Raw genomic sequence first — 24177 nt, 5'->3', positions numbered from 1 at the left:
GATTTGACGGGCTTTCGCGAGTATTGCATCTCGAAGACTTTTTCGAAGATTCCCCATTACTCCGAAAGCGGATGTTGAGATGGCTCCCATCAACCTCTGCTTTTTGCGGGCAAGATACGTTTCGCCGTCGCGAAGTATCCCGACTGTATTATGTCAGTTATGCGGACAGACGCTCATCAATGACTCAGAGAACGGCAGGAGCGAGCCCGTTCTTACCGAATGCTGCGAAGTGCATCGATAGCAGCAAAGCCTACTATGCAGACATTCAAAGTTAACAAACGAGGGCCTAGCAGGTGTAGATACTGTCCTCCAAGAACCCGACCTCAAACGGACCTTGTTATGCCGCCGTCTACACGGATGTTCTGACCAGTGATATACGCACCGCCTTCTGATGCAAGAAACGCCACAACGCTGGCGATCTCGCCAAGTGAATTGCCATACCGACCCATCGGGATCATGGAGCGGAACTCTTCTTTCTTTGGCAAGCTGTCTACAAAGCCCGGCAGGACGTTGTTCATCCGGATGTTTTCAGCCGCGTATTTGTTGGCGAAAAGCTTGGTAAAGGCGGCAAGGCCAGCGCGCATGATGCCAGAGGTCGGAAAGACCGGTTTTGGTTCAAACGCCGCAAAGGTCGAGATGTTGATGATCGCGCTACCGCCCTGTCCTTGCATGATCGGTGTGACCAGACGCGACGGGCGCACGGCGTTGAGGAAATAGACCTCCATGCCTTCGTGCCAATCTTCGTCCGTCAACTCTAAAACCGGCGCGCGAGGTCCGTGACCCGCCGAATTGACGAGCACGTCGATCCGGCCCCAATGGTTCATCGCTGCGTCGACGAGTTTTTGGAGGTCTTTTTGAGACTTGTTCGTTCCGGTGACGCCAACGCCACCGAGTTACTTCGCCAACGCCTCGCCCTTGCCGGACGACGACAAAATTCCGACCTTGAAACCATCCGCGGCCAAAGCTCGGACAGAATCCGCGCCCATGCCAGAGCCGCCGGCCGTGATCAAAGCTACTTTGTCCATGAGTTCAGTCCTTCCCCGTGTCATCTGCGTTCAAGTTCAGGTGGGCCATGCCACTGTTGCCTAATTCAACGGCGGCAAACGGGCCTCCGTGGTGTGTATTTGCCGGTTCGTGAGGATCGAGCGGCCCCTCTTCAGCGTAGATTTCCGCCGCAAATTGCTCGGCATTGTCCTTGGGGCGGTAACCCAGGTGTTGTGCCTTGGCGTTGTCGACCGGTGCGCGGTCGTTGTTAGAAACACCATAAACGAGGCTAAACCCTGTGATCGGAGTGGTGATGGCGCGTTCGACCATGTGAATCATGTCATCATAGCTCAGCCATGTTCCCACAGCGCGCGAATTGGTCGGCTGTGCGCAGGACAGGATGCGCATGCACACGGATTCCAGTCCGCGCTTGTCCCAGTAGAGGCTTGCAAGGTCCTCGGCAAAACACTTGGCAAGCCCATAGAACGTGTCGGGCTTGTGCGGCGCGTCGACGCCAATGAAGTCCGTTTTCTTGTGCATGCCCACAGCGTGGATGGAGGAAGCATAGACAACACGCCGCAGCTTGTTGCGGTAGGCTGCTTCCCAGACAGTATAGGCACCATAAAAGTTCGGGCCCCAGAGTACCTCCATCGGGGCCTCATCCCCGACGGCACCGAAATGCACGACCATGTTGGCACCTTCTAACAACGCGACCATAGCATCGAGATCAGTGATATCGGCCTTCACATAGGTTTCGTTTGTACCAAGATTCGAAACGCTTTCAGCAATGTCGGAAGATACGAACTCTTCGCACATCTTCGACAAGGGCTCCCGTAGATAAGAACCAAGGCGACCAGCGGCACCGGTGAGGACGATTTTCTTCATGCGTGTATTCCTTCAAGGTCGGCAACAGCAGCGGCGATGCGATCCATCGCCGTGTTCAAAACCTCTTCTGAGGCGGCGGTTGAGATGCGAAAGAACGGCGACAGGTCGTATGCGCTGCCCGGCACGGCGGCGACACGTGCCGCTTTCAAAAGAAAGGCCGTGACGTCAGTGTCATCCGTGATGGTGTCGCCATCAGGGGTTTTTGCCCCGATGAGGTCGGCGCAGCCAATCAGGCCGTAGAATGCACCGCCCGGTGCCTCGAGCGTTAATCCCGGGATGTGCGCAACGCGCTCCACCACGAGGTCGCGGCGTCGTTCGAATGCAGCGCAGAAGCGGCGGACATCCTCTTGCGGTCCATTCAGTGCCGCAGCGGCTGCCGCCTGCGCAATGGAGCAGGCTCCGGATGATATCTGACTTTGCACTTTCGTCATGGCCACGATCAAGTCTTTTGGCCCTGCGCCATAACCGATGCGCCAACCGGTCATGGCATAGGCTTTAGAGACGCCGTTGACCGTTAGCGTGCGGTTTTGGAGGTCCGGACAGAGTGCTACGAAGGATCGGAAGACACGGTCGTCAAAGAGAATGTGTTCATAGATTTCATCAGACAGGATCAAAACGCGCTCATGATCAGCAAGCACAGCCCCAAGAGCTTTGATCTCGTCATCCGAATAAACTGCGCCCGAGGGGTTCGAAGGCTGGTTCAGCAGAATCCACCGTGTCTTGGGCGTAATCGCCTTGGACAGTTGCTCAGGCATCAGGCGGAACCCTGCCTCCTGTGGGCAAATCAGCGGCACGGGCACTCCGCCCAAGATTGTTACGATGTCCTTGTACTGCCCAAAATATGGCGCGCACAGCAATACCTCATCGCCCGGCTCCAAGGTTGCCATGAAGGCGTTGAAAAGCACCTGCTTGGCACCGTTTGAGACAATGACCTCGTCTAGGGCAAAATCCAGGTTGTTCTTGCGCCTCAGCTTATCCACGACCGCTTGCCGCATGGTCAGTGTCCCATTGGTGGGCGGGTACTTCGTTTCGCCGCGAAGGGTGGCTTGATGTGCTGCCTCCTTGATGTGACCAGGCGTGTCGAAATCCGGCTCACCCAGCCCGAGGTCAATGACGTCCTCGCCGCGCGCTTTGGCTTCTTTCGCCGCCTGGCTGACCCAAGCGGACGCTGACGGCTTGACCTGTGCTAAGCGGGACGCGGCAAAGCTCATGTCAGCGCGCCTTTGGTCTGTGCCAAAGCTGCATCTGCAGCCCGCGCCAAAAGCCCTGTATCTGTCGCGATGGCCACAAAGGTAAAGCCCTCGTTCAAGAGCTCTGCGGCAAAGCCAGGGTCTGTTACCAAAGTGCCAACCGGCATGCCCTTGGCGATCAGCTTTTGCGCGGCAGGTTTGATCAGCGCCCAGACCTCTGGGTCCAGAGGTTTGCCCAGCTTGCCAATGTCAGCAGCAATATCGGCAGGGCCGAAGAATATCCCACTTACACCGTCCACAGCACTGATGGCTTCTGCCTGTTCTACAGCGGCACGCGTTTCAAGCTGCAAGAGCACGGCGGTTTCTTCTTCAACGCGGGCAGTATAGTTGGAAATCCGGCCAAAGGCTGTTGCCCGAGTCGCCCCTGATACGCCGCGGATGCCACGTGGCGGGTAGCGCGTCGCGGCAACAGCCCTCTCGGCTTCCCCAACCGATTGGATCATCGGAAACAGCAGCCCCGGCGCGCCGAGGTCCAGCAAACGTTTGACCGCCACGGCGTCGTTCCATTCGACGCGAACCAAAGCCGTTGTTGAAGATGCGGCGAAGGCTTGAAGCTGACCAAGAACGCTGAAATAGTCGTTGGCGCTGTGCTCCATGTCGATGAGCGCCCAGTCATAGCCTGCGGTGCTGACGACCTCTGCCGCGAAGTTGCTGCACAGGCTGATCCAAACGCCGATTTGCTTATCCCCCGAGGCGAGGGCGCGCGTGAACACGTTGGAAGCGAGTTGCATCAGATCACGGCCTTCTCAATGATCGGACGCCCAGCCGGGATCCGCTCAAAGTTGAACGGGGTCATGTCGAGCGCGCGGTATTCACCGTAAGTCAGCCATTCCGCTGTGCCGCGCCCCATGGCAGGGGATTGCTGCAGCCCGTGGCCAGAGAAGCCATTGAGGAAGATAAAGTTGGACACCTCGGTGTGTGGCCCCATGATCGCGTTGTGGTCAAAGGTGTTCATCGCATAGTGCCCGCCCCATTCGGACTGTACTTTGATGGCCTCGAACTTGGGGATGCGAGTCGCGAGGATCGGCCAAACGTGGTTTTCCCACATGGAATGGTCCATGACGTAGTCGTCATAGTCGACGGCAGGGTCGTAGTCGGAATGGCCGCCGCATTGATACGTCCCGCCGCCATTTTCGCGCACATGCACACCCGACGGGTCGATTGTTAGCGGCAAGTCCTGATCAAGAGGCTGCTCGGCTTTGAAAATCCACGAGAAACGTTTGCGTGGTTCAACCGGCACCTCGATCCCTGCCATCCTCGCTGTGCGATCAGCGCGCGGACCGGACGCGTTCACGACTTGACCGCAAGAGATAACCTCGCCCGAGGCGAGTGTTATGCTTTCCACTTTGGTGCCCGAGGCATTGCGGGTCATGGCGACCACTTCGTTCTGGATCCACTCAACCCCGCGTTCGCGGCTTTGCCTGCGCCACCAGTCGTTGACCGCCGCCCCGTCCCAGTACCCTTCGTCCACAAGGTTGATCGACCCAAGCACGATGTCATCGACATTGTAGAACGGATAAGCCGCCTCGATCTCGTCTGGCGTCATCAACTGGGTTGCGGCACCGGCCGCCAGTTGCACTTGTTGGCTTTCACGCAGCACATCAGCGAAGCCTTCATTGTCCGCAAAATACATGTAGCCAAATGACCGAATGCCAAGTTCCGGCACGCGTTCGTCACCGCCCATATAGCTGCGAATGTTTTTGACGAAGTCAGCCGCAAACTGACTGATCCGAACGTTGAGCTCGGTCGAGAACTGCTGCCGCATGCAGGAATTCGTGTGGGTGGTGGAACACGCTTCAAAGGTCATGTCCCGCTCAACCACGAGGACCGAGCCATCGAAATCCTTGTTTTCGGACAAGAACCAAGCGGTGGAGGCACCCATGATAGCGCCGCCAATGATGACAATATCGTAGCTCTTTTGCGTTGGGCTTTGGTTGTTCATAGGTTCTCTCCCTTTGCCACGGCTGCTTGAACCGCTGCGATGTCGCCTTTCGACAAACCGTAGTCTTGTTGCGCTGTCTTGGGCGATATGTATCCGCGCGCCAGATCGCGTTTAACAAGGTCATTGGACCGCTCAGATGGATCGCCGTAGCCAGCTCCGCCTGGGAAAGCCATGATCACCCGTTCTCCATGCGGTACGAATTGTTTGCCTTTGACATGCATTACGGCACCGTCACTGCGTTCAATTGTTGTGTTCGCACCGTTATGACCGCCGCGTCGACCTCGTGCAGGATAGATCCCGCGGTCGAACATTGCCTGAATGTCAAACTCGTGGCCCTCTTGCGCGCCGACCTCCATATATTGCCCAAGACCTCCGCGTGTCTTTCCCGCGCCGCCACTGTCAGAACGCAGCTCTTTGCGCCAGATAATGACGGGGCCTGCGTGTTCCGTGGCCTCAATGGGCATAGTCATAACTCCTGAAGGAAAGGCGGTTGCGTTCATCCCATCATGTTCAGGCCGCGCGCCGGAGCCGCCAGAGTTGAATGTCAGAACCTCTGATCGCCGCGCATCTGAGGTTGCGGGCGCATCGCTCCGGGGGCGTAGGCTGACTTGAAAGTTGCACAAGCACCCTGCGCCTTCAGCGGGCACGAGGCCCGGCACGATCTTGTCGAAGGCGTCATAGACCGCGTCCGGCACGAAATGCCCCACGATGTGGCGCAAGGCGACCGGTGCGGGGTGCAGCGCGTTGACGATGGAGTTTTCCGGCGCTGTGATTTCGAACGGGGCAAGCGAGGCAGCGTTGTTCGGGATCTCGGGCGCAATGGCGACTTTGAGCGCATAACAGGCATAGGCCTTGGTGTAGACCAGCGGGCAGTTGATGCCTTTTTTGTCGAGACCAGATGTACCGGTGAAATCGGTCACGATCCGGTCCCCTTCGACGCTGACTTTGACCTTCAGCGTGATCGGCACGTCGAACCCGTCCATCGTCATTTCGCCTATGGCTGAGGTTTGCGGCAAAGCTGCTATCGCATAGAGCGTCGCGCGACGGGAGTTTTCGAGGATGAAATTTGCAATGCCGTCCAGATGGTGCAGATCAAACTCTTCCATCATGTCGATCAGGCGACGGTGGCCGATCTCGTTACAGGTAGCGAGCGCGTAGATGTCGCCGATCAACTGATCGGGCTCGCGGACATTGCCCCGGATGATCCGCACCAATGTCTCATCAACTTCACCTTTGTCCGCGAACTTCATGATCGGAATATAGAGACCTTCCTCATAGACGCTTTGCGCATCAGCGCCAAAGCCACGCCCGCCGATGTCTACAATATGCGCCGTGCAGGCGAAGAATCCGACAAGTGAACCCTTGTGGAACGACGGCGTGACCATCGTGATGTCATGCAGGTGTCCTGTGCCCTCCCACGGGTCATTGGTGATATAAACATTGCCCTCAATCATATTCTGCCGCCCGATCCGGCGAATGAAATGCGCAACCGCATCCGCCATAGCGTTCACATGGCCGGGTGTGCCGGTCACCGCTTGGGCGAGCATATTGCCATGGGTGTCATAGACCCCTGCGGAAAGGTCTCCAGCCTCGCGAACCGATGTCGAAAATGCCGTCCGAACGAGTGCCTGCGCCTGCTCCTCAACGACAGAGATTAGGCGGTTCCACATCACCTGATAGGAGACTTTGGAGTGGTCCTGGCTCATTGTGCTACTCCTTTCGTCACCACGTCGATACAACCGTCCGGTTGGCGAATGGCATCCCGGCTCGCAGGGACAATGATCGTCGTTTCCGCTTCGGTCACTGCGGCAGGGCCACTAGCCCTTTCGCCCGTTTCCATTGAATTTCGGTCAATGACCTGCGCATCGAGATACGAAGTGCTCGCCGCGTCAAAAAGCTGCCGTGTCCCGTTCAGTGCCACGAGCGCGCTTCCACCGGTTTCGGAAATTCGGGACACCTCCTCAGGCGGCGTTGTGGCATTCACGGACCAGACGGTGATCTCGATATCCATCCCTGCGACCGGACGACCGAAAAGTTTCGTGTAGTCTTCTTCGAACCGCCCCTCAAACACGGCGGCATCCGGATTCATCGCCTGTTCTTCCGTCAGATCGATGGGGATTTCCCATCCCTGACCCGTGTAGCGCATATACACTTTGAACTCTGACAAGATAGGGCTGACCTCGTCGCAAGTACGCACGAACCCTGTCGCCTCGGCTTTGAGATCGGTGAGCAGGCTCTTGATCTTCTCACCATCAAAGTCGCTGAGCTTCATGTACACCGAGCGATTGGCTTCGAAGCTGAACGGCGCACGCAAAAAGCCGATAGCCGAGCCAACCCCAGCCCCGGGCGGCACCAATAGGCGCTCCACACCCAACTTCTCACAAAGACGACCCGCATGCAGCGGGGCTGCTCCGCCAAACGCGATCATCGTGTATTCGCTCAGGTCCTCACCATTCTCTACCGCATGCACGCGCGCGGCATTGGCCATGTTCTCATCAACAACTTCAGCCACGCCAAAGGCAGCCTCAACCGCGTCCATCTCCAGCGTGTCGCCAACATGAGCGGCAAGGGCCGTTTTGGAATTGTCGGGATGCAACTGGATCGAACCACCGGCAAAATTGTTTGGGTCCAGCTTGCCGAGCACCAGATCGGCGTCGGTCACTCCCGGACGCTGCCCGCCTCGTCCATAGCAAGCAGGCCCCGGCTCCGATCCGGCGCTTTCCGGGCCGACGCGGATCTGCCGCATGCCATCCACATGGGCCAATGATCCACCACCAGCCCCGATTTCTACCATGTCGATCACCGGAATCGAGATCGGCATACCCGACCCCTTCTTGAAGCGATAAGTTCGGGCCACCTCGAACACACGACTGGTTTTGGGGGTCTGGTTCTTGATCAGGCAAATCTTGGCCGTCGTACCGCCCATGTCGAAGGATAGGACTTTATCGAGGCCATAGCGCGCCGCGATATGCGCCGCGAAAACTGCGCCCCCCGCAGGACCACTTTCCACTAGTCGGACCGGGAAATCGGCGGCATTCTGGATCGAGATGATCCCGCCTCCTGAATGCATCAGGAAGATTCGGCATCTCACACCCTCGCCGCTCAGGCGGTCTTCTAGCCGCCCAAGATACGAGGCCATCAAAGGCATGATATAGGCATTTGCGACAACGGTATTGAACCGCTCATATTCCCGCATTTGAGGCGATACTTCCGAAGAAATCGACACAGAAACATCGGGTAGTTTTTCAGCCAGCACCTCGCGTACCAATTCCTCATGGACGGGGTTAAGGTACGAATGGATCAGCCCCACGGCGACACTTTCAAACCCCGCTACCGCGATCCGGTCCACCACTGCCTCAACATCCGCGCGATCAAGGTCGACGAGGATTTCACCCTTCGCGTTCACCCGACCAGGAACCGTGAACCGCATCTGCCGGGGTAGCAGCGGGTCGGGTAAACTCAGGTTCAGGTCATATTGCTCAAACCGGCTTTCTGTCCGCATTTCGATCACATCGCGAAATCCTTCGGTTGTAATCAATGCGGTTTTTGCCCCACGCCGCTCAATCAGGGCATTGGTCGCAAGAGTCGTGCCGTGAATGATCTGTTCGATCTCGGATGGTTCAACACCTGCCTTTGCGCAAACCTGATGCATGCCGTCGATAATGGCGTTTTCCGGTGCAGCATAGGTCGTCAGGACCTTTGTGGAGTGCTGTTCACCGCCCTTTTCGAGGACGACATCCGTGAAGGTGCCGCCAATGTCGACGCCCATTCGAATAGATTCGGCCTTCATTATGATCTCCACTGCAACACTTGAATTCAGGGCAGTAGGTCTTGCGAGAGAGTAGAAATCAAATCAATAGATTTTCTATACCTGATAAATTTAAGTTATCTTACTTGTCCGCTGGCCGAACGGATGCTGCAATCTCACAAGCCTTGGCAACGAAGCGAGGTGCACGATCCGCGTTGAAACGGGCAAAAAACGAAAGCGGTGGCGCAATCCAATCCGACTTGAGCGATTGCAAACGTCCGTCTTTCATCTCTTCCGAGACCAGCGACCGGGGCAGTAACGCAACCCCCAAGCCTTCATTGACCATTGGAAGACACGCGGACAGAGCGCTTGAGTGAATGATCTTGCCCGCGTCAAAGCCACCCGTCGCAGCCAGCTCGTGCAGCGCACGTGCCGCGCTCGTATGACGGGCATGGGTCAAGACGGCCTTGTCAAAGAAACGCGCGACCGATGCCCCGCCTGCTAGCTCGTTTGCAAGGTCTGTGTTGGCGACCCAAACATAAGGTTCCTCGGCCAACGCCTGTTCGCCGGTGGCTTGAAACGCAAAGGGACCGTTCTGCAGCGCCAGATCGATCCGTCCTTCGCGCAAGCGCTCCTCAATCTGAAGGGATAGATCGACCTCCAGCTCGACGCGCAGGTTTGGGTACTCCTGTCGCAATAGCCGCAGGAACGTTTGCAGCCATGTGCAAGCGACAAGTTCTGTGACACCAAGCCGAAGGCGTTCTTCGATCAACTCTTGCCGTCCCGCTGCTTCCAGCAGGGCTTCTCCGGCGCGAAGAATATCTCGTGTTAGAACGAGGAGCTCCCGACCCTTCTCGGTCAGGCGTACGGAACCTGCATCTCGATAAAGAAGCGCAACATCCAAAGCCATTTCCAGAGCAGAAATCCGGGATGAGATATTAGGCTGCGTTGTTCCGAGAGCAGTCGCGGCGGCGCGGAAGGTGCCAGTGTCCACGACAAAGGCAAAAGCTTCGAGTTGCTTTAAAGTGATCTGACTTTTTATCATTACGGCCTGCAGGATCATTTTTCATGATCATGCATGACATTTCGCCGTAAGCAACTGGCATGAAATGCCACAACTGCCATATAGTGACTATCGTCGCGATGGGCCAACAGCAGACGTTAAGAATTGCGAACGAGAGGTCGGCTTTGTCCGCAAGGCAGCCGTTCACTGAATTGCTCTGATTGTCCGCATCGAGCCCAAAGTCGACACTTTTCATGAGGCCCGAACCGACTCTTCTTGGAGAAACAACGCGTTTGCACTACCCTCGGTGTTGCCCAGGAGAGGAGCATAACGTTGGACCGAAAATTGGCAACGATCATGGTTGGCGATTATGTCGGCTCGACTAGCGCAATGGAAGGAAACGAGGAAAGCGCCCTCTCCCAAGTTCTGAGCGGACTAGACCTCGTTACACGTTGTGTGAGCAAGCATCACGGAAGAGTTTTCAATACAGCTGGCGATGCCTTGCTTGCTGAATTTGAAAGCCCCGTCAATGGCCTCAAAGCCGCGATAGAAGCTCGTTCAGAGCTTGCAACAGCACCGGGTCTTACACCGCAGTCTATGCGCTTTGGCTTGCATTTGGCAGATGTCGTTCGGGTAGGGGAAGATTTGCGAGGTGATGGTGTCAACATCGCCGCTCGATTGCAGCAATTGGCCGAACCCGGTGAAATCGACGTATCGGAAGCCTTATTCGACCATGTCCGTAGAGTGTCGCCCTGTGCATTTGAAGACCGGGGGGAACATCGGCTCAAAGGGCTGGACGAAGCCATGCGCATCATGCGCGTCGGTGCCTCTTCGGATCGCCATGTTTTCCAACTTGCTCCGACCGTTGAAGCACCAAAATCCGCCATCAAGCCGAATTCAATCGCCGTTTTGCCATTCCTGACGAGAACTGGAGCAGACGAGGATCAAGATTTTCTCGCCGAAGGATTAACCGAGGAATTGATCCACGATCTGAGCCTCATCCGTTCACTTTTTGTGAGTTCTCGAACAGCTTCCGTGGCGTTGCAAACAGATGATCCCAAACTAATCGGGGATACGCTTGGTGTGCGGTACGTATTGGCTGGAAAGGTTCGTAAGATGGGCTCACGTGTGAGTCTGAGCGTGACCCTAACTAGAACCAGCGACGGAGGGCTTGTCTGGTCAGATCGCATTCAGCGGCCTTTCGACGAAGTAATCGACGCGATGGAGGAGATAGTTGCGCGCGTGGCGGCCACGGTATCAGGCCGGATTGATCACGAAGCGATTAGCGCGGTCCGTATGAAACGGCCCGAGAATATGACCGCTTATGAATATTATCTGCGGGGTCTGGAACAACACCGTATGGGCACTGTGGCAGACTCGTTCTACCGCGAAGCACGAGAATGGTTTCGAAAGTCGCAGGAAGCCGATCCCAACTTTGCGCGCCCCATTGCAATGGACGTGTGTTCCTGGAGCGGTATGGCAGATTTCGATCTGGCATCTGCAGAAGAAAAACTCAACCGCGCGATGCAACTGGATTCTTCGGATCCCGAACTGCACCGCATTCTGGGTACTTTACAGATTAAGCTGAACAATGACTATGACGCCAGTCGTCGCCACCACGAGCGAGCGATGCAACTTGCTCCGAACGATGCCTACATTCTTGGGCGCTGCGCCGCTTTCTACACTTTCGATGGGCAGCCAGAGCGGGCCCTGGAGTTACTGGAGCACGCGGCGACACTTGACCCGTTTTTGCCGGTTTGGATTGTCGAGGAGCAGGTGGCGGCACTATACGCATTGGGGCGCTTCACAGAATCCAACGAAGAGGCCAGGAGCCTCAATTTCCAGACTCGTCGATCCCGGCTCTACAGAGCAGCAAGCCGAGTAGCTCGAGGCGACGTTGAGCGCGCACGTGAAATCGTGGCCGAAGCGTTGGCCGACGACCCCACTCTCAGTCTGGAATATGTGAAGTCACAGGAATTGCTACGCGACACAGAAAAGTTAAACGCCCTTTTTAACAATTTGCGCAAAGCAGGGTTGCCTGACCACCCTATCGCCAGTGCGAATTCGTAAAGATTTTGCACTGCAGAGGTGACACTGAGCAATTGTTTTTGTCCAACAGCGCTGAAAGGACCGCTTTGTCCGCAGGGCCGCCGTTCGTTCCTCATTGTGAACTTTCGAATGTCTGTTGTGAGCCCAAACTTTACGTGGTTACGGCTTCGCAAAACCACTGTCCAAATGCGTGTCCGACTGCGATCAGAAGCAAACTGCTTGTTGGTTCGAGGCGTTTCACTATGTTTGGTGGCCGGAGGGCTCCGGTGCGTTCGCGAATTACAACTCTAATGGTCGTCGATATGGTCGGTTACTCATCTATGATGAACGCCAATCAGGATGCCGCAATCGAAGCAGTACGAGAGCTCAAGCGCGACCAATTGGAGCCAGTGCTCGCCGACTTCGGTGGCGAGGTCCTAAAACGCATGGGTGACGGCTGGATCGTTGCCTTTGCCTCAATCGGTGCAGCTTTGGACAGCGCCATTCAGGTGCAAAGCAATCTTTATGACCACCCGACCATAAAGCTAAGGATCGGTTGCCATCTGGGAGAAATAGTCGAAGACGATGATGATTTTTACGGCACTGGTGTGAACATCACTCAACGCATTCAAACTGAAGCACCGCCCGGTGGCGTGATGGTGTCGGAAGACTTTTACCGTCAGCTGTCAACCGAACAATCAGCAGTGCTTAGCGACGCTGGCACATTCAGCCTAAAAAATATCTCGCAGCCGGTCCGGCTATATCAATGGCGACTTGCGCCCGGTTCAACAGGCAAGTCGGGTGATGTACCATCAATTGCATTCCAGTCCTTTGATTACGCGCCGGTTGATCCAGAGACCAAAGCGCTCGCTGGTGACCTCCGTGATCAACTTATCGTAAGAGTATCGCGAAGAAAGGGCGTTTCCGTTTTCGATGCATCTGCCAAGTCTGTAGAAGCCGCGACCTATGATTTGCGCGGGCGCGTTCGGATCGCTGGGAGGCGCGGAAGGTTCACCATTACGTTGGTCTCACGTGCCAACGCGAGGCCTGTATGGTCACAGACATACGAAGCTCAGACTGAAGATGTATTCGATTTCTGCGACACTGTCCTGGAGCAGGCAGAGGGGGATTTACGTCTCCAAACCAATGCGTTCGATGGGGATAGACTTGCTGGGCTCCCAGTTGACGACTTGAGTGTATCTGAGCTCCGTGCACGTGCCGCCAATGAATTTTACAAGGTTACGATAGAAAGCTGGGAAGAGGCACTTTCACTTATAGAACGTGCCATCTCGCTCAATCCGCTGGACGGGATGTCGCTTTGCATGCGCGTGGAAGCACAACTCATGCTCCACGGTGCACGCTACAAGATTATGTCTGCCGAAATTAAGAAAAGATGTGAGGAAGTCCTAAACACCGCGGTGATGCAAGAGCCCAAGAGCGACTATGTCATTTGGGTCCGAGCGAATTTCCGGCTTGCAGTGCAAGACGATATTTCAGGAGCGCTCGCTGATCTTAAACGAGGACGGCAACTTAATCCCGCGTATTTGGAAAACCATGAACTTGAAGGTCAGATTTTGCTTCGTAGGTCTGAATTTGCGGGCGCTGATGCTGCATTTTCGCGTCTCGTAGAGCGTGGCGAGCAGGATCCACTGCAACCATATCGGCTGTTCATGCGTGGCATTGCAAGGTATTGTGGCGGAAATTTCGAAGGCAGTGTTGAGGATGCCTCTGCCGCCTATGACATGCGCCCAAATGAAGCTGGCCACCTAAAACTCCGCGCGATGGCGCTGACTGAGATGCAACTTCATGAACAAGCCCAGGCATGCTTGCAAGCGGCCCAGCAGCTGTCACAAGCCCCAATGATGACGACAAAACCACCGGTCTTGCCACCTGACATGCGCTGGATGTTAGACAGGCTAAAACCTGTCTTCTGAAGTCAATTGGCCATGTTATTGATGCAAATCTTGTGTGCGGACATCGTCCGCTTTGTCCGCAGAGCGGTAATTCAGACGGAACGCAGCGAACGACCGCTCTGAGCCCAAACTACATGTTTCTGTGATGCAGCGAATGTCGGCTTCAGAGTGGCATACTAAGAAGGTTGCATAAGTGGCTACGGATTTGCCTATACACAAGGAGAAGGCTGGGTTGTAACCAATTCTTTCATCTGTATCGGGGCCGTGAAATAAGCGTTAAGCCCATGAACGTTGTAATACCGTCGCCAAGTGGTTATATACACCCCACTAAGGTTCTGGTTTTCTGCGGCCTAGGCGTATCGCCTGCCAGAGTAAACTAAGTTCTTCCATCATGAAAATTCAGCTGTCACGTCCTCTACTTGGATCTGATGTTTTGGGAAGGTTGCCGATGTTTTCGCGCACAACCACATCGCTTGTGACGTTTGTTGATCCGTTGTGGTGATCAGACGCACCGATGGTTTGCCAAAGAACCACAACGCAACTGTTGATCAAACGAGCTTCCGGTAGGCCCGAACTGCGCCTATCGGTCATCGCGGCTTGGGAATGGCTCAAGCGCGAGAATAAGAATGCGCAAAAAGACACAAAACAGCGCGGCGGCGCTTTCTCCGCCAGAGGATCCAAAATGACATTTCCAGAATGGACGAAACCAGGCATCTACGGTGCGTTGTGTGGTGCGATTGCGGTCTCAATCCTTGGCTTTACCTGGGGCGGTTGGACAACCAGCGGCAGCGCTCAAGAATTGGCGAAGGACCATGCAAGCGAAGAAGTGACGCTCGCGATGGTGCCGGTTTGCCTGAACAGGTCAGCGGCCGACCCCAGGCGCGAAGAAATAATCGTAACCCTCCAAGAGGCCTCTGGCTTCAATCGCCGCAAAGCTATGATGGATACGGGTTGGGCTACGCTGCCGGGGTCGGAAACGCCAAGCCGTGACCTTGCAGATGCCTGTATCGCGGGGCTTGAGCTGGATGGATCATAAATCAAAGGCGATGCCGCAACTCTGTCAGGCGATCTGGGGAGCGCATCTGTCACCAGGCATTCAGATGATTGCGGTTCTGATTGTGCTCCCAATCTGTGCTCTGCTTCTGTCTTCAACGCCTGCATATGCTCAATCCACATCGCAACCTGTGCCTGAAAATGCCACTGCAAAGAGCTACGGTGACGGCTGGAAATGTAACGCCGGGTATAGGCTGAGAGGCGATGTCTGCGCCGTTGTCATAGTGCCAGCAAATGCGTATCCGACCAACCGCACCTATGGCTCTGGTTGGGAATGTCTTCATGGTTTTCGCAAGACCGATGATACGGCCTGTGTTGCGGTGATTGTACCTGATGGCGGATTTCTTGGCCCATCAGGTGAGCGCTGGCATTGCTCGCGGGGTTTTCACAAAGTTGACGACGCGTGCCTAGAAATTGTCGTGCCCGCAAACGCTTATCTGGCCGCTACTACCTATGGGCCAGCATGGAAATGCAAACGGGGGTTCGAAGCATCGGACGACCTTTGCGTCGCCATTGAAGTCCCGGCCAACGCGTATCTGAATTCATCAGGATACGGCCGACCCTGGACATGCGAACGTGGATACTTTGTACAGGATGGATCGTGCGCGCCCGTTGTGATCCCTAAACATGCCTACTTTGACGATTCAGACTACGGCACGGGATGGAAGTGCGAGCGGGGATACGCAGCCTCAGGTGCGATCTGCGAAATAATAGACCTTCCTGCGAATGCCCATCTAGGAAGGTCCGGAAACCGTTGGGAATGCAATAAGAATTTCAAGCTGTCTAAAGGTCTGTGCGTTCTCAATAACTGAGCGCGCGGCACGACAATTTCGACTTAAATACCCGATGGTAACGGCAGCGTTGCCTTCGGCGTCGACCACAAAAAGGAAACATCATGAAAACCGACTTTAGCGCGGCTAACACTATCCGTCGCCCCGTCAGCGGTGCACAAGCGCCGCCATCGACCAGCGATAAACCCGTAAGATCGACCTCTGCCACTCAGATCGTCTTGCCGCCAACTGCGATTATCTATTGCCAAGGTAACTTCGCCAACATTGATGGCAAAACTGCAAATGGCCTTGTTCGTCATTCACAGGCCTACAGGATCCTGTCTGTCATTGATGGCAACCACGACGGCGAAGACAGTGGGCGGGTTCTTGACGATGCAGTAAACCACATTCCGATCTTCAAAAGCTTGGACGCTGCTGTCGCCCATGAAACCGTCATCCCAGATACCCTCATTTACGGGATGGCACCCTCTACGGGGAGACTCTCATCGACAGATCGCGACGTTGTTCTCGACGCGATTTCACTTGGTATGAACATCGTCAGTGGATTGCATGAGTATTTGAGCGATGATCTCGAAATCGCGTCTTTTGCAGTCGAACGCAAAGTCACCATTCGAGATATTCGAAAACCTAAACCCAGCAAGGATATGCGTCTGTTCGATGGAAGTATTGCAGGTGTGAAGGCACTGCGCATAGCGATTCTTGGAACCGATTGCGCCATTGGAAAACGGACAACAGCGACCGTATTGGCCCGCGCCTTGAATGCAAGGGGCATCAAGACTGTTCTTGTTGGTACGGGCCAAACGGGTTTGATGCAGGGCGCAAAATTTGGAGTGGCAATGGATGCCGTGCCGCCGCAGTTCTGTTGCGGCGAGCTTGAAGGTGCGATTGTTGACGCTTCCGAGGCTGAACAACCCGATGTCATTTTGATTGAAGGTCAAGGAGCGTTGAGCCATCCGGCGTTCTGCACATCCGCCTTTATCCTGCGGGGCAGCCAGCCGGACGCCGTGATCCTTCAACACGCTCCAAAGCGCGCGCATCGCTGTGATTTTCCCAATATGTCAATGCCCAAGCCTGCAAGTGAGATTGCCCTCATCGAAGCGTTTGCTGACACAAAAGTCATCGGCGTCACGCTCAATCACGAGGGGATGTCTGAGGCCGAGATTACCGACACTATCGCCGCACAGTCACAAATGCTCGGGTTACCCGTAACGGATGTGCTCAGCCGGCCGGCATCGCATTTGCTTGCAATGGTTGTCGCCGCCTATCCTGGGTTGCATCAACCCACGCCTGTGGCTGCGATATGAGTACACCCCGCATTGAGGTGCATCTGAGCAAGATACGCCACAATGCAAAGACTGTGATCGGGCGCCTCAAGACACGCGGCATCAGCGTCACCGGTGTGACCAAAGCGGTGTGCGGGCATCCAACCATCGCTCGGGCCATGCTGGACGGTGGCGCTGTGGGACTTGCAGAAGCGCGTCTTAGCAACGTTCGGAAGTTACGCAATGCGGGCATGACATGCCCGATCACCTTGATCCGTACACCAATGCTGAGCCAGGTCGATCAGGTCGTCCAGTACTGTGAGGCAAGCTACAACACAGAAATCCTCGTGATTACCGCTCTAGCCGCCGCCGCAATCCGGAAAGACTGCATTCACGGAATTATCCTGATGGTTGAGATGGGCGATCTGCGCGAAGGGATCATGCCAAAATACCTCGGCTCAATTGCACAGCAAGTGGTGGATATGCCAGGTGTCGCGCTGAAGGGCATCGGAGCGAATTTCGCTTGTCTGAGTGGAATTGCCCCGAATGCCGCAGACATGGGCGCCTTGTCTGCCCTGGCGAATGACACAGAGGGGCAGTGTGGTCCCTTCCTTCAGACGGTATCTGGCGGTAACTCGGCCAACCTTCCTTGGGCCCTGGGTGGACACCCAACTGGGCGCATCAACGATTTAAGGCTGGGGGAAGCAATACTTCTGGGCGTTGATCCGGTATCCGGAGATCAGATAGGTGGGATGTATACGGATGCCTTTACGCTTGTCGCCGAGGTCATTGAAACAGGGTCCAAACCTGCAACTCACCCTCAGAGCATCTGCGACCCGGTATTCAAAAGACTTCACCTTGTCCCAAAAAGTGGACAGAGCACACAATTGGTTCTCGCCATTGGCCAGCAAGATACGGACGTTTTCGGGCTTTCTATGCCCCCTGGAAATAGACTCATCGGTGCAACAAGCGATCATCTTGTCGTCGGCACTTACAATTCGACGCAGAGCGTGGGATCGGAAATGAGATTCCAAATGAACTATAGCGCGTTGATGAAAGCTATGTCCGCTCCTGACGTTAAGACAAAGCTGCTCCATCGCAGTCCTTCACGTCACGTGCGTGTCTCTCAAGGACCAGGCAATCACCTGGCATCAATATGAAATACTCAACTGATAAATGCGCCGTTGGAAACGGATAGGAGAATAACCATTGGCAAAGCCGAAAAAAGCAACCCTCTTCAATGCACACGTTCCCAAGGCGGAAACGCCGATGGAAAAAACAACGCGGGTCGTTCGGGAAATGGTCAACGAAGAAGCAGAGCAAAGACAGATTAAGAACGCCCGGCTTCGCAAAACTCGGCTCGAAAGGGATGCGAAGGCACCATCTGAAGCCAGTCCGCCGAAGCCCGCCAAAAAGCGGTGACAGGATCGTTGGCCCTTCCCTTCGCGCAACTTAATTGAGCGAAACACAAACAAAGCAGCTAGCGAGCCCTACTTTTCTCATGCATCAGTAGCGCCCGTACTCGTTTCAAGGATATTGCCATGACACTCTCAGATGAGAGCTCAGAAAAAGTTCACTACATCTGCCAAACATATGTGGAACAGAAGCCAGGACGCGGAGGGCAAGGAAGCCTGAAAATTGGCAAGCAATTTGAATACTCCACGGCAGCGGAGGCACAAAACAGAGCAGAAAGAGAAGCGCAATCCGACGATTGCGCTGGCGCCGATGCCTACATGGTCAGTGAAGATCCGAACAGTGGCGAAGTCGGGTCGCCAAGTTTCCTCATTAGGCTTGGCAACGTCCCGGAATTTGATGAGTTTTAGATATTTTGGACGTGGGTTTTGCAAAGAAACTGGGCCATGAATACCAGAAAAAACGGTCATTGGTGCAAGCGCAGCGAAAGCTACTTTTGTCCGCACAGCAGACATTGGGCGGACTTCTCTGAATGTCTACTTTGAGCCCTTAGCCGCCGTTCAGTAGACTTTGGATTGCTGCAACCGCACACGGATGGTTTGGGCCGGGAGGCTGCCGGTTCCAAAGAACTGTCAGTGCAGCCTGGCACGTACTAGGTAGGCTTCAATTGTGTCACCACCGAGGGCGCGAATGGCCTCCAATCGGTGGAGACCTTCGATCAGCACGAACCTCTTGTTGTCGGCGCGCAATTGGATCGGAGTACTCTGGCCGTTCCTCAATATATCCTTGGCAAGCGTCAGAACTTTGTTTTGATCAAGTGTTTTTGCACGCTTTACAGGTACGTAGATCAATTCGAGCGGGTATGGTCTTTTCACCAGCATAAGCTACCCGTGCAACCTTTCGTGCATTTGGTCCCGTTCGGGTTTCCCTTTGAAAGCGCGCGCTGGTACGTACATCAAAGTACCGAACGAACGGCGTAGTGCAGTTCCTCATGCATGATCCAAGTCGCTGGCTTATCGTCACTTTCGATATGAGAGAGGGCCACGATTTGTGCAGCACTATCATTCTGTTCCGATACGGCTTCGGGAAGATCGAGGTCCAGATACTCCGCGATCAACAGCCCTGCTTTTTTGAAGGCCTTGATGGATGTCTCGCGCGATTTGTAACCAGCAGCCTGAGATAGTTGACCAACAGTCAGGCCTTTCTTCCCAGCGATTGAGAGTGCTCTGAGCATAGTGATCTGAGCCGGTGTAAACCTGACTTGGCGCAAGGCTTCTGTGTATTCCCGTTCGCTGGGAACAAGCGTGCCGGAATTTCCTTCCAAACGACGTTGATCGCAGCGCTTCTTATCACGTTCTTCAAGAATTTCTTTCAACGCCTCAATAGCCATTGCCGGAGTCTCACCAATAGCGTCGGCAATCATGGCTTGTGTCTTGGCAGGTGGCTTGGGGAACGCCCGCGCAACGCTGTTGCCGCTCAAAATACCCGCTTTTATTAAGTACCTTCCGAACTCTTCTTCAATAACTCCAGATACGTCAGCATTTCGCGATTTTCGAACACTTCGGTCCTGAAATTCTCGCTGTTCCCGACCAAGAACTGACGCTTTTGCGTTTTGAAGACTGACTTGAGGGGCTCTATTGCGCATCAGAGGAACACCACCACAACAACCGCCGCTACGAGCACCACTGACGCGATAAATAATTTGATTCCGTAAGTTAGGCGGCGAGCCCTTTCGGCTTTGAGCTTTTTGCCCAGTTTTTCGTCAATCGAATCTAGAGTCACAGTTTGATCCTTCCGGCTCTTTCGTGGGGGCGGCGGCTTACAACAGCCTAATGTCGCGACAATTTTTCAACGCATTTGTCGTTCTGGCGATTGAAGGGTTGATTGCATTCCCAACTATCGCCTCGTCGGTTTATATGAGCGTTTGATGGGACGATGATTGCCATGCATTTGCCTTTGATTGTGCGGAAACCACGCTCGCATTTCCATCCGGTATAGGTGTCAGATGTGAGGTATGCGTGATCAGGAATGGCCACAGGTTCGCAGCCACTTTCTGAAGCAATGAAACCTCTCAGGCATACCCAACCATCTACGCTGTTCTTTTCGGTCAGGCGACCGTTCAGAGGGACTTCGATAGCAATACAGTTCCGGCCCTCTTTGCGAAATCCCCAGTTGCAATGTATTTCTTGCACACCAAATCGGGTATCAACGAACCCGTTTTCCGGTGCAATTACTTCCTCACACTCTTCACCAATACGTCGAAACAATCGATTGCAGGTCCACCTATCTCCCGTTGACGTGAGGAAGGCATTTTCAGGAATTGCTATTTCCTCACAAATATCCCCAATACGCTGGAATCCGTGATTGCATTCCCAGCCACGTCCATAGGAACTGCCTGTCAAATATGTGTTTTCAGGCGCTACCTGAGCTGAGAGCTTCGTTCCCGAAATCAACACGATTAATGTCAAGATCAAACACGAAATATCGCGCATATATATGATTGAAGTCTGGTTAGTGTGGTGTCTGGGGCCGGACCTATCGGGCATCAGACACGCAGTTGATGAGCCATATATTGTTCATGTACCGCCTGCTTTCATGTGTCGTTCGTCGTCTGACAAAGATCAGGAAACAATTGCAAAGGTTTGCGAGTAACGAGTTCGTTCCGAACACCCTAGCGGAACCCGTTCCTAAGCTGGGGCACATGCTACAGATTTTAGGAAGGCCATTGGATCATCGAAGTCGGCAGCATTGCGACGACGAATAAATTTCTCCAATACATTCTTGTGGTTCCTATCAGGCATAGAGTCAAGGAAGTATCCTTTGTCGCAAAGTCCACTTTATGCGCAAAAGCATGCACAGATTGATGCCTAGGCTGTAGAAGTGGCGAGCGACGGCTTAGCGCCCTCTCTGTTCGTTGGGTGCCCTAATATGAAAGTCAGCCATCGTCGTCTAGCAACCTTGCAGCCATGTCTGATTTGGTCTGGCAGCGGCCTTCCGGAGCGAAAAAGCGGATGTCCGAAAAGTCCGCATTGCGGTTGCTCGCGACATTCGGGCGAACGTCCGAACTGAGCCCAAAGCAGTCGTTCATCCGTCGATGCAGAGTAGGTGCTCGAAACATGTTTGGTGCCGCCGCTACTGACGGTGAGTTATGATGTTAAAACCTTCTTCGGGTGATGGTGGCACGAAATGCCGCGCAATACGGCGATATTGATCTTCTGTTGGTGCAAAGGCATGCGCGCCTTCTCTGTTGCGCTTATGCAGCCGGTGCAGACAAACCTCATCTGGCAAATCCAAAAAGTGAAGGTGGTGCTGCGCAGTAGTGTCTTTCAGCAAGTCGCGCATCCAAGCTCTATTTTCAATTGTGTTAGCTGGAAAATCGAGAACCACTGAAACGCCAGCCTTCAGCAAAGAAGCCACGTGACGCCCCATGACCGGTCGCAGTTTCAAAGCGCAATTCACGTAGTCCTGCAGGGACTTCATCTGGTCGCCAAACAGGGCGCTAAGCCATTCATCTTCCGAAATGAGCACGACTGCGTCTCTTTTCGCTAGTTCCGCTGCCAGCGTAGATTTTCCAGAAGCGACTTTGCCGCATAGCAAGTGAAGCGTTGAAATAGCCTGTGACATAGAACGAACTCCCGGATTACCTGATGGTCCCTGCGCTAAGTTGGTCCGCCAGTTGATCAAACACCAACCTGATCCTTCGTGCGGTATGTAACTCGGAGTGTGTCGCCAGCCAAATCGGGAACTTAAACGGCTCGCGGTCGGGGAGCACGCGCTCCACACCAGGTGTTAAGGCAGCCACATCATCCGACATTACACTTATGCCAAAACCTTGGCGCACCAGTTGCCAGGATACAATCCCGCTTTGTGAGCCAATCCTGAAGCTCTTTCGTGTTACTTTAATGCCCGCCGGATCGAGAAAACCGATCATCGTGTCGATGTCGCCAAACCCGACAAAGTCCAATTTCGCAAGTTCGTTTTCATTTTTCGGCCGTCCCACCTGATCAAGGTACGAAGGTGCTGCGTAAAAATGGGCCGTTGCCTCGGCGACAAGCTTTGCTGTCAGATCCGGCTGAGTTGGACGCACATGTCGGATTGCGATATCAGCCTCACGTCGCTGTAGGTCTCGTATGTCATTTGCAGCAACGATGTCGATCTCTAGTCGCGGTGCCGCAAGTCGGATCGTTTTCAGTATAGGTGGCAGCTGATAAGCAGACATCACATCGGACGCAGTAATCCTGACTTGCCCATCAACAGCTTGCGACTGGCTTGTCGCAGTAAGAGAAATCCTGTTCGCCACATCCGCCATTTCTCTGACATGCAACAAAAGCTCGGCGCCAGCAGTCGTCAAATTAAGCGACTTGCCGACTCTTTCAAACAGGGTGATGTCAAGGGCCGTTTCCAGCGCAGCAACTTGACGGCCAACAGTGGGTTGAGTTTGCTCAAGAACGCGTGCCGCTGCAGAAAACGAGCCTTCTTCGGCTGTCGCAAGAAAGGACCGTACCTGGTTCCAGTCGAAATTGATTGCCTTCCAGTTCATGCATTTATGCATAACACTTCTGCAAATTGTGGCAATTCCATAAATGATTGTTTGGAAGTAAAGGATACGGCAACAACCTTTTTTGAGAGTAATGAAATGACTGCTTTGTCCAAGGATGCCGCGTTCTGGAGCAAAATCTCGCAAAAGTACGCGGCAGACCCAATCCGCAACATGGAAGGGTATCTGAAAACACTCGAGCTTACGAAGTCCTACCTGAAAGCGGAGGACATCGTACTGGAAATCGGGTGCGGGACGGGTTCAACCGCGCTGCTGCTTGCACCGCATGTCGCCCATGTCACTGCCACGGATCTCGCTCCGGGCATGATCAAGATTGCCGATGAGAAGCGTGCTAAAGAAGGATTGGAGAACGTCACTTTCAAGGTGGCTGAAGTTCTTGAGCACGGTTTAGATAAAGGTTCTTACGATGCGATCTTGGCGCATAATTTGCTTCATCTTCTGCCCGATTTGGACCAAGCGCTCGAGCACATTTCCGCGCTTACAAAACCCGGTGGGCTTTTTATATCCAAAACCGTCTGCGCACCTGAGAGCGGTGGTTTCAAGTATGCGATGATCAGTCGGATCGCTATCCCAGTCATGCAGGCTCTTGGGAAAGCCCCGTTTGTGCATTTTGAGTCTGGATCAGTGCTTGAAAGGAAAATCGCGTCCGCAGGCTTCGACGTGCATTATACTTCTGATCAAGCCTCAATGCTCCAGAGCCGCTATATTGTCGCGCAAAAATCTTGAAGTTTTAGTTCGTTTAGCTGCATCCGTTGAAACGATCTTTGCGTAAATTTGCACGATACTTTCATACTGGAAGGAACGGAGTTACCTCGGTCTGCTTGTACCTTAAGAGTGTTGTTGCGAAAGGCCGTTTTGTCCGCATTTCGGGGTTTGCAAAGCCCGACGATGAATGTCCGCTTCGGGCCGCGACCTGCCGAACGCAAGTGCAGTATGCCTTCGAATTTGCAGACTTGTTTTCATCAGATACTGACTAATCGCTCAATTTGAGCATTCTCTTTGTATCGAATCCCTGACAACGGACAATTTGCACGAACCGAGTGCAATTTGCACGCTTATGGTTAATTCGCATCTTGAAAAGGTGGCTGGGGTGGTAGGATTCGAACCTACGGTACACTGTACCAAAAACAGTTGCCTTACCACTTGGCTACACCCCAACGGTGAGGCGCTGTCTACGATTGTTGATCGGTGGGTTCAAGACCTTTCAGACAAAAAAATGAGTGCGGATTGAAAAAAATCTAAAGGCGCTAATCGAAGATCTGAGAGTGGCTTGTTTTCCTGGGAAAGGTGTTCAATCCTGCTGTGATCTGGTCGTTTGCCATGGCCGCGGCGTTTATGCGGAATGGG

General features: G+C 54.2%; 21 protein-coding genes, 1 tRNA gene and 1 pseudogene. 9 read left to right on the top strand and 14 right to left on the bottom strand.

Annotated elements, in window-relative coordinates; all coding sequences use genetic code 11:
- Positions 1-323: 323 nt before the first annotated feature.
- The 8 genes and pseudogenes from AC2FIO_RS05975 to AC2FIO_RS05940 all read right to left on the bottom strand — a co-directional run bounded on the left by AC2FIO_RS05975 (position 324) and on the right by AC2FIO_RS05940 (position 9872).
- A pseudogene (locus AC2FIO_RS05975) lies at positions 324-1025 on the bottom strand (SDR family oxidoreductase).
- A 4-nt stretch (positions 1026-1029) separates the two neighbouring features.
- Positions 1030-1869 carry an NAD-dependent epimerase/dehydratase family protein gene (locus AC2FIO_RS05970; protein ID WP_496696280.1) on the bottom strand — a complete coding sequence of 280 codons (840 nt, stop codon included), beginning with the start codon at positions 1867-1869 and terminating at the stop codon, positions 1030-1032.
- Positions 1866-3080 carry a pyridoxal phosphate-dependent aminotransferase gene (locus tag AC2FIO_RS05965; protein WP_496696278.1) on the bottom strand — a complete coding sequence of 405 codons (1215 nt, stop codon included), beginning with the start codon at positions 3078-3080 and terminating at the stop codon, positions 1866-1868. The genes AC2FIO_RS05970 and AC2FIO_RS05965 overlap by 4 nt, the downstream gene beginning before the upstream one ends.
- Positions 3077-3850, bottom strand: a complete 774-nt coding sequence (locus AC2FIO_RS05960) for an HpcH/HpaI aldolase family protein (RefSeq protein WP_496696276.1) — start codon at positions 3848-3850, stop codon at positions 3077-3079. The genes AC2FIO_RS05965 and AC2FIO_RS05960 overlap by 4 nt, the downstream gene beginning before the upstream one ends.
- Entirely contained in the window at positions 3850-5061 is a 1212-nt protein-coding gene (locus AC2FIO_RS05955; RefSeq protein WP_496696274.1) for an NAD(P)/FAD-dependent oxidoreductase, read from the bottom strand. The genes AC2FIO_RS05960 and AC2FIO_RS05955 overlap by 1 nt, the downstream gene beginning before the upstream one ends.
- Positions 5058-6767 (bottom strand): hydantoinase B/oxoprolinase family protein, encoded by a 1710-nt coding sequence (locus AC2FIO_RS05950; protein WP_496696272.1) that lies wholly within the window; start codon positions 6765-6767, stop codon positions 5058-5060. The genes AC2FIO_RS05955 and AC2FIO_RS05950 overlap by 4 nt, the downstream gene beginning before the upstream one ends.
- A complete protein-coding gene (locus AC2FIO_RS05945) occupies positions 6764-8851 on the bottom strand; it encodes a hydantoinase/oxoprolinase family protein (RefSeq protein ID WP_496696270.1) in 2088 nt (695 codons plus the stop codon). Before AC2FIO_RS05945 ends, AC2FIO_RS05950 begins: the two co-directional genes overlap by 4 nt.
- A gap of 100 nt (positions 8852-8951) precedes the next feature.
- Positions 8952-9872, bottom strand: a complete 921-nt coding sequence (locus AC2FIO_RS05940; protein ID WP_496696268.1) for a LysR family transcriptional regulator — start codon at positions 9870-9872, stop codon at positions 8952-8954.
- 273 nt (positions 9873-10145) lie between these two features.
- Between AC2FIO_RS05940 and AC2FIO_RS05935 the strand changes: the two genes are divergently transcribed.
- The 8 genes from AC2FIO_RS05935 (at position 10146) to AC2FIO_RS05900 (ending at position 18682) form a co-directional block, all read left to right on the top strand.
- Positions 10146-11882 (top strand): hypothetical protein, encoded by a 1737-nt coding sequence (locus tag AC2FIO_RS05935; RefSeq protein ID WP_496696266.1) that lies wholly within the window; start codon positions 10146-10148, stop codon positions 11880-11882.
- A 245-nt stretch (positions 11883-12127) separates the two neighbouring features.
- Positions 12128-13774 (top strand): adenylate/guanylate cyclase domain-containing protein, encoded by a 1647-nt coding sequence (locus AC2FIO_RS05930; protein ID WP_496696264.1) that lies wholly within the window; start codon positions 12128-12130, stop codon positions 13772-13774.
- Positions 13775-14435: 661 nt separating this feature from the next.
- Complete coding sequence (locus AC2FIO_RS05925; protein ID WP_496696262.1) at positions 14436-14789, top strand: hypothetical protein; 354 nt, start codon at positions 14436-14438, stop codon at positions 14787-14789.
- Positions 14740-15618: a hypothetical protein gene (locus AC2FIO_RS05920; RefSeq protein ID WP_496696260.1), complete on the top strand. Its 879-nt coding sequence runs from the start codon at positions 14740-14742 to the stop codon at positions 15616-15618. The genes AC2FIO_RS05925 and AC2FIO_RS05920 overlap by 50 nt, the downstream gene beginning before the upstream one ends.
- Before the next feature lie 83 nt (positions 15619-15701).
- Positions 15702-16901, top strand: coding sequence for an N-acetyltransferase DgcN family protein (locus tag AC2FIO_RS05915; RefSeq protein ID WP_282119867.1), 1200 nt, complete (start codon positions 15702-15704; stop codon positions 16899-16901).
- Entirely contained in the window at positions 16898-18019 is a 1122-nt protein-coding gene (locus AC2FIO_RS05910) for an alanine/ornithine racemase family PLP-dependent enzyme (protein ID WP_496696258.1), read from the top strand. The genes AC2FIO_RS05915 and AC2FIO_RS05910 overlap by 4 nt, the downstream gene beginning before the upstream one ends.
- 49 nt (positions 18020-18068) lie before the next feature.
- Positions 18069-18281 (top strand): hypothetical protein, encoded by a 213-nt coding sequence (locus AC2FIO_RS05905; protein WP_472723088.1) that lies wholly within the window; start codon positions 18069-18071, stop codon positions 18279-18281.
- Positions 18282-18400: 119 nt separating this feature from the next.
- The gene (locus AC2FIO_RS05900; protein ID WP_176865828.1) at positions 18401-18682 is read left to right on the top strand and encodes a hypothetical protein; all 282 of its coding nucleotides are present in this window, start codon (positions 18401-18403) and stop codon (positions 18680-18682) included.
- A gap of 222 nt (positions 18683-18904) precedes the next feature.
- Here the strand turns inward: AC2FIO_RS05900 and AC2FIO_RS05895 are convergent, their stop codons facing one another.
- The 5 genes from AC2FIO_RS05895 to AC2FIO_RS05875 form a co-directional block, all read right to left on the bottom strand.
- On the bottom strand, positions 18905-19153 hold the full coding sequence (locus AC2FIO_RS05895) for a ParB N-terminal domain-containing protein (protein WP_109310371.1): 249 nt from the start codon (positions 19151-19153) through the stop codon (positions 18905-18907).
- A 74-nt stretch (positions 19154-19227) separates the two neighbouring features.
- A complete protein-coding gene (locus AC2FIO_RS05890; RefSeq protein WP_496696256.1) occupies positions 19228-19917 on the bottom strand; it encodes a hypothetical protein in 690 nt (229 codons plus the stop codon).
- Positions 19918-20101: 184 nt separating this feature from the next.
- Entirely contained in the window at positions 20102-20764 is a 663-nt protein-coding gene (locus AC2FIO_RS05885; RefSeq protein ID WP_496696254.1) for a hypothetical protein, read from the bottom strand.
- Between the two features lie 640 nt (positions 20765-21404).
- Positions 21405-21896, bottom strand: a complete 492-nt coding sequence (locus AC2FIO_RS05880; protein WP_496696252.1) for a P-loop nucleotide/nucleoside kinase family protein — start codon at positions 21894-21896, stop codon at positions 21405-21407.
- 16 nt (positions 21897-21912) lie between these two features.
- Entirely contained in the window at positions 21913-22812 is a 900-nt protein-coding gene (locus AC2FIO_RS05875; protein ID WP_282168734.1) for a LysR family transcriptional regulator, read from the bottom strand.
- A gap of 6 nt (positions 22813-22818) precedes the next feature.
- On the opposite strand from AC2FIO_RS05875, the gene AC2FIO_RS05870 reads away from it, so the two are divergent.
- Complete coding sequence (locus tag AC2FIO_RS05870; RefSeq protein ID WP_496696251.1) at positions 22819-23556, top strand: class I SAM-dependent methyltransferase; 738 nt, start codon at positions 22819-22821, stop codon at positions 23554-23556.
- Positions 23557-23912: 356 nt separating this feature from the next.
- Here AC2FIO_RS05870 and AC2FIO_RS05865 read toward each other — a convergent pair.
- Positions 23913-23987: transfer RNA gene (locus tag AC2FIO_RS05865), tRNA-Gln, on the bottom strand.
- Positions 23988-24177 lie beyond the last annotated feature (190 nt).

Source organism: Ruegeria sp. CDSB086 (assembly GCF_059611065.1).
The sequence above is the reverse complement of the archived record's forward strand: the minus strand, read 5'-3'. Positions and strand labels throughout refer to the sequence as shown.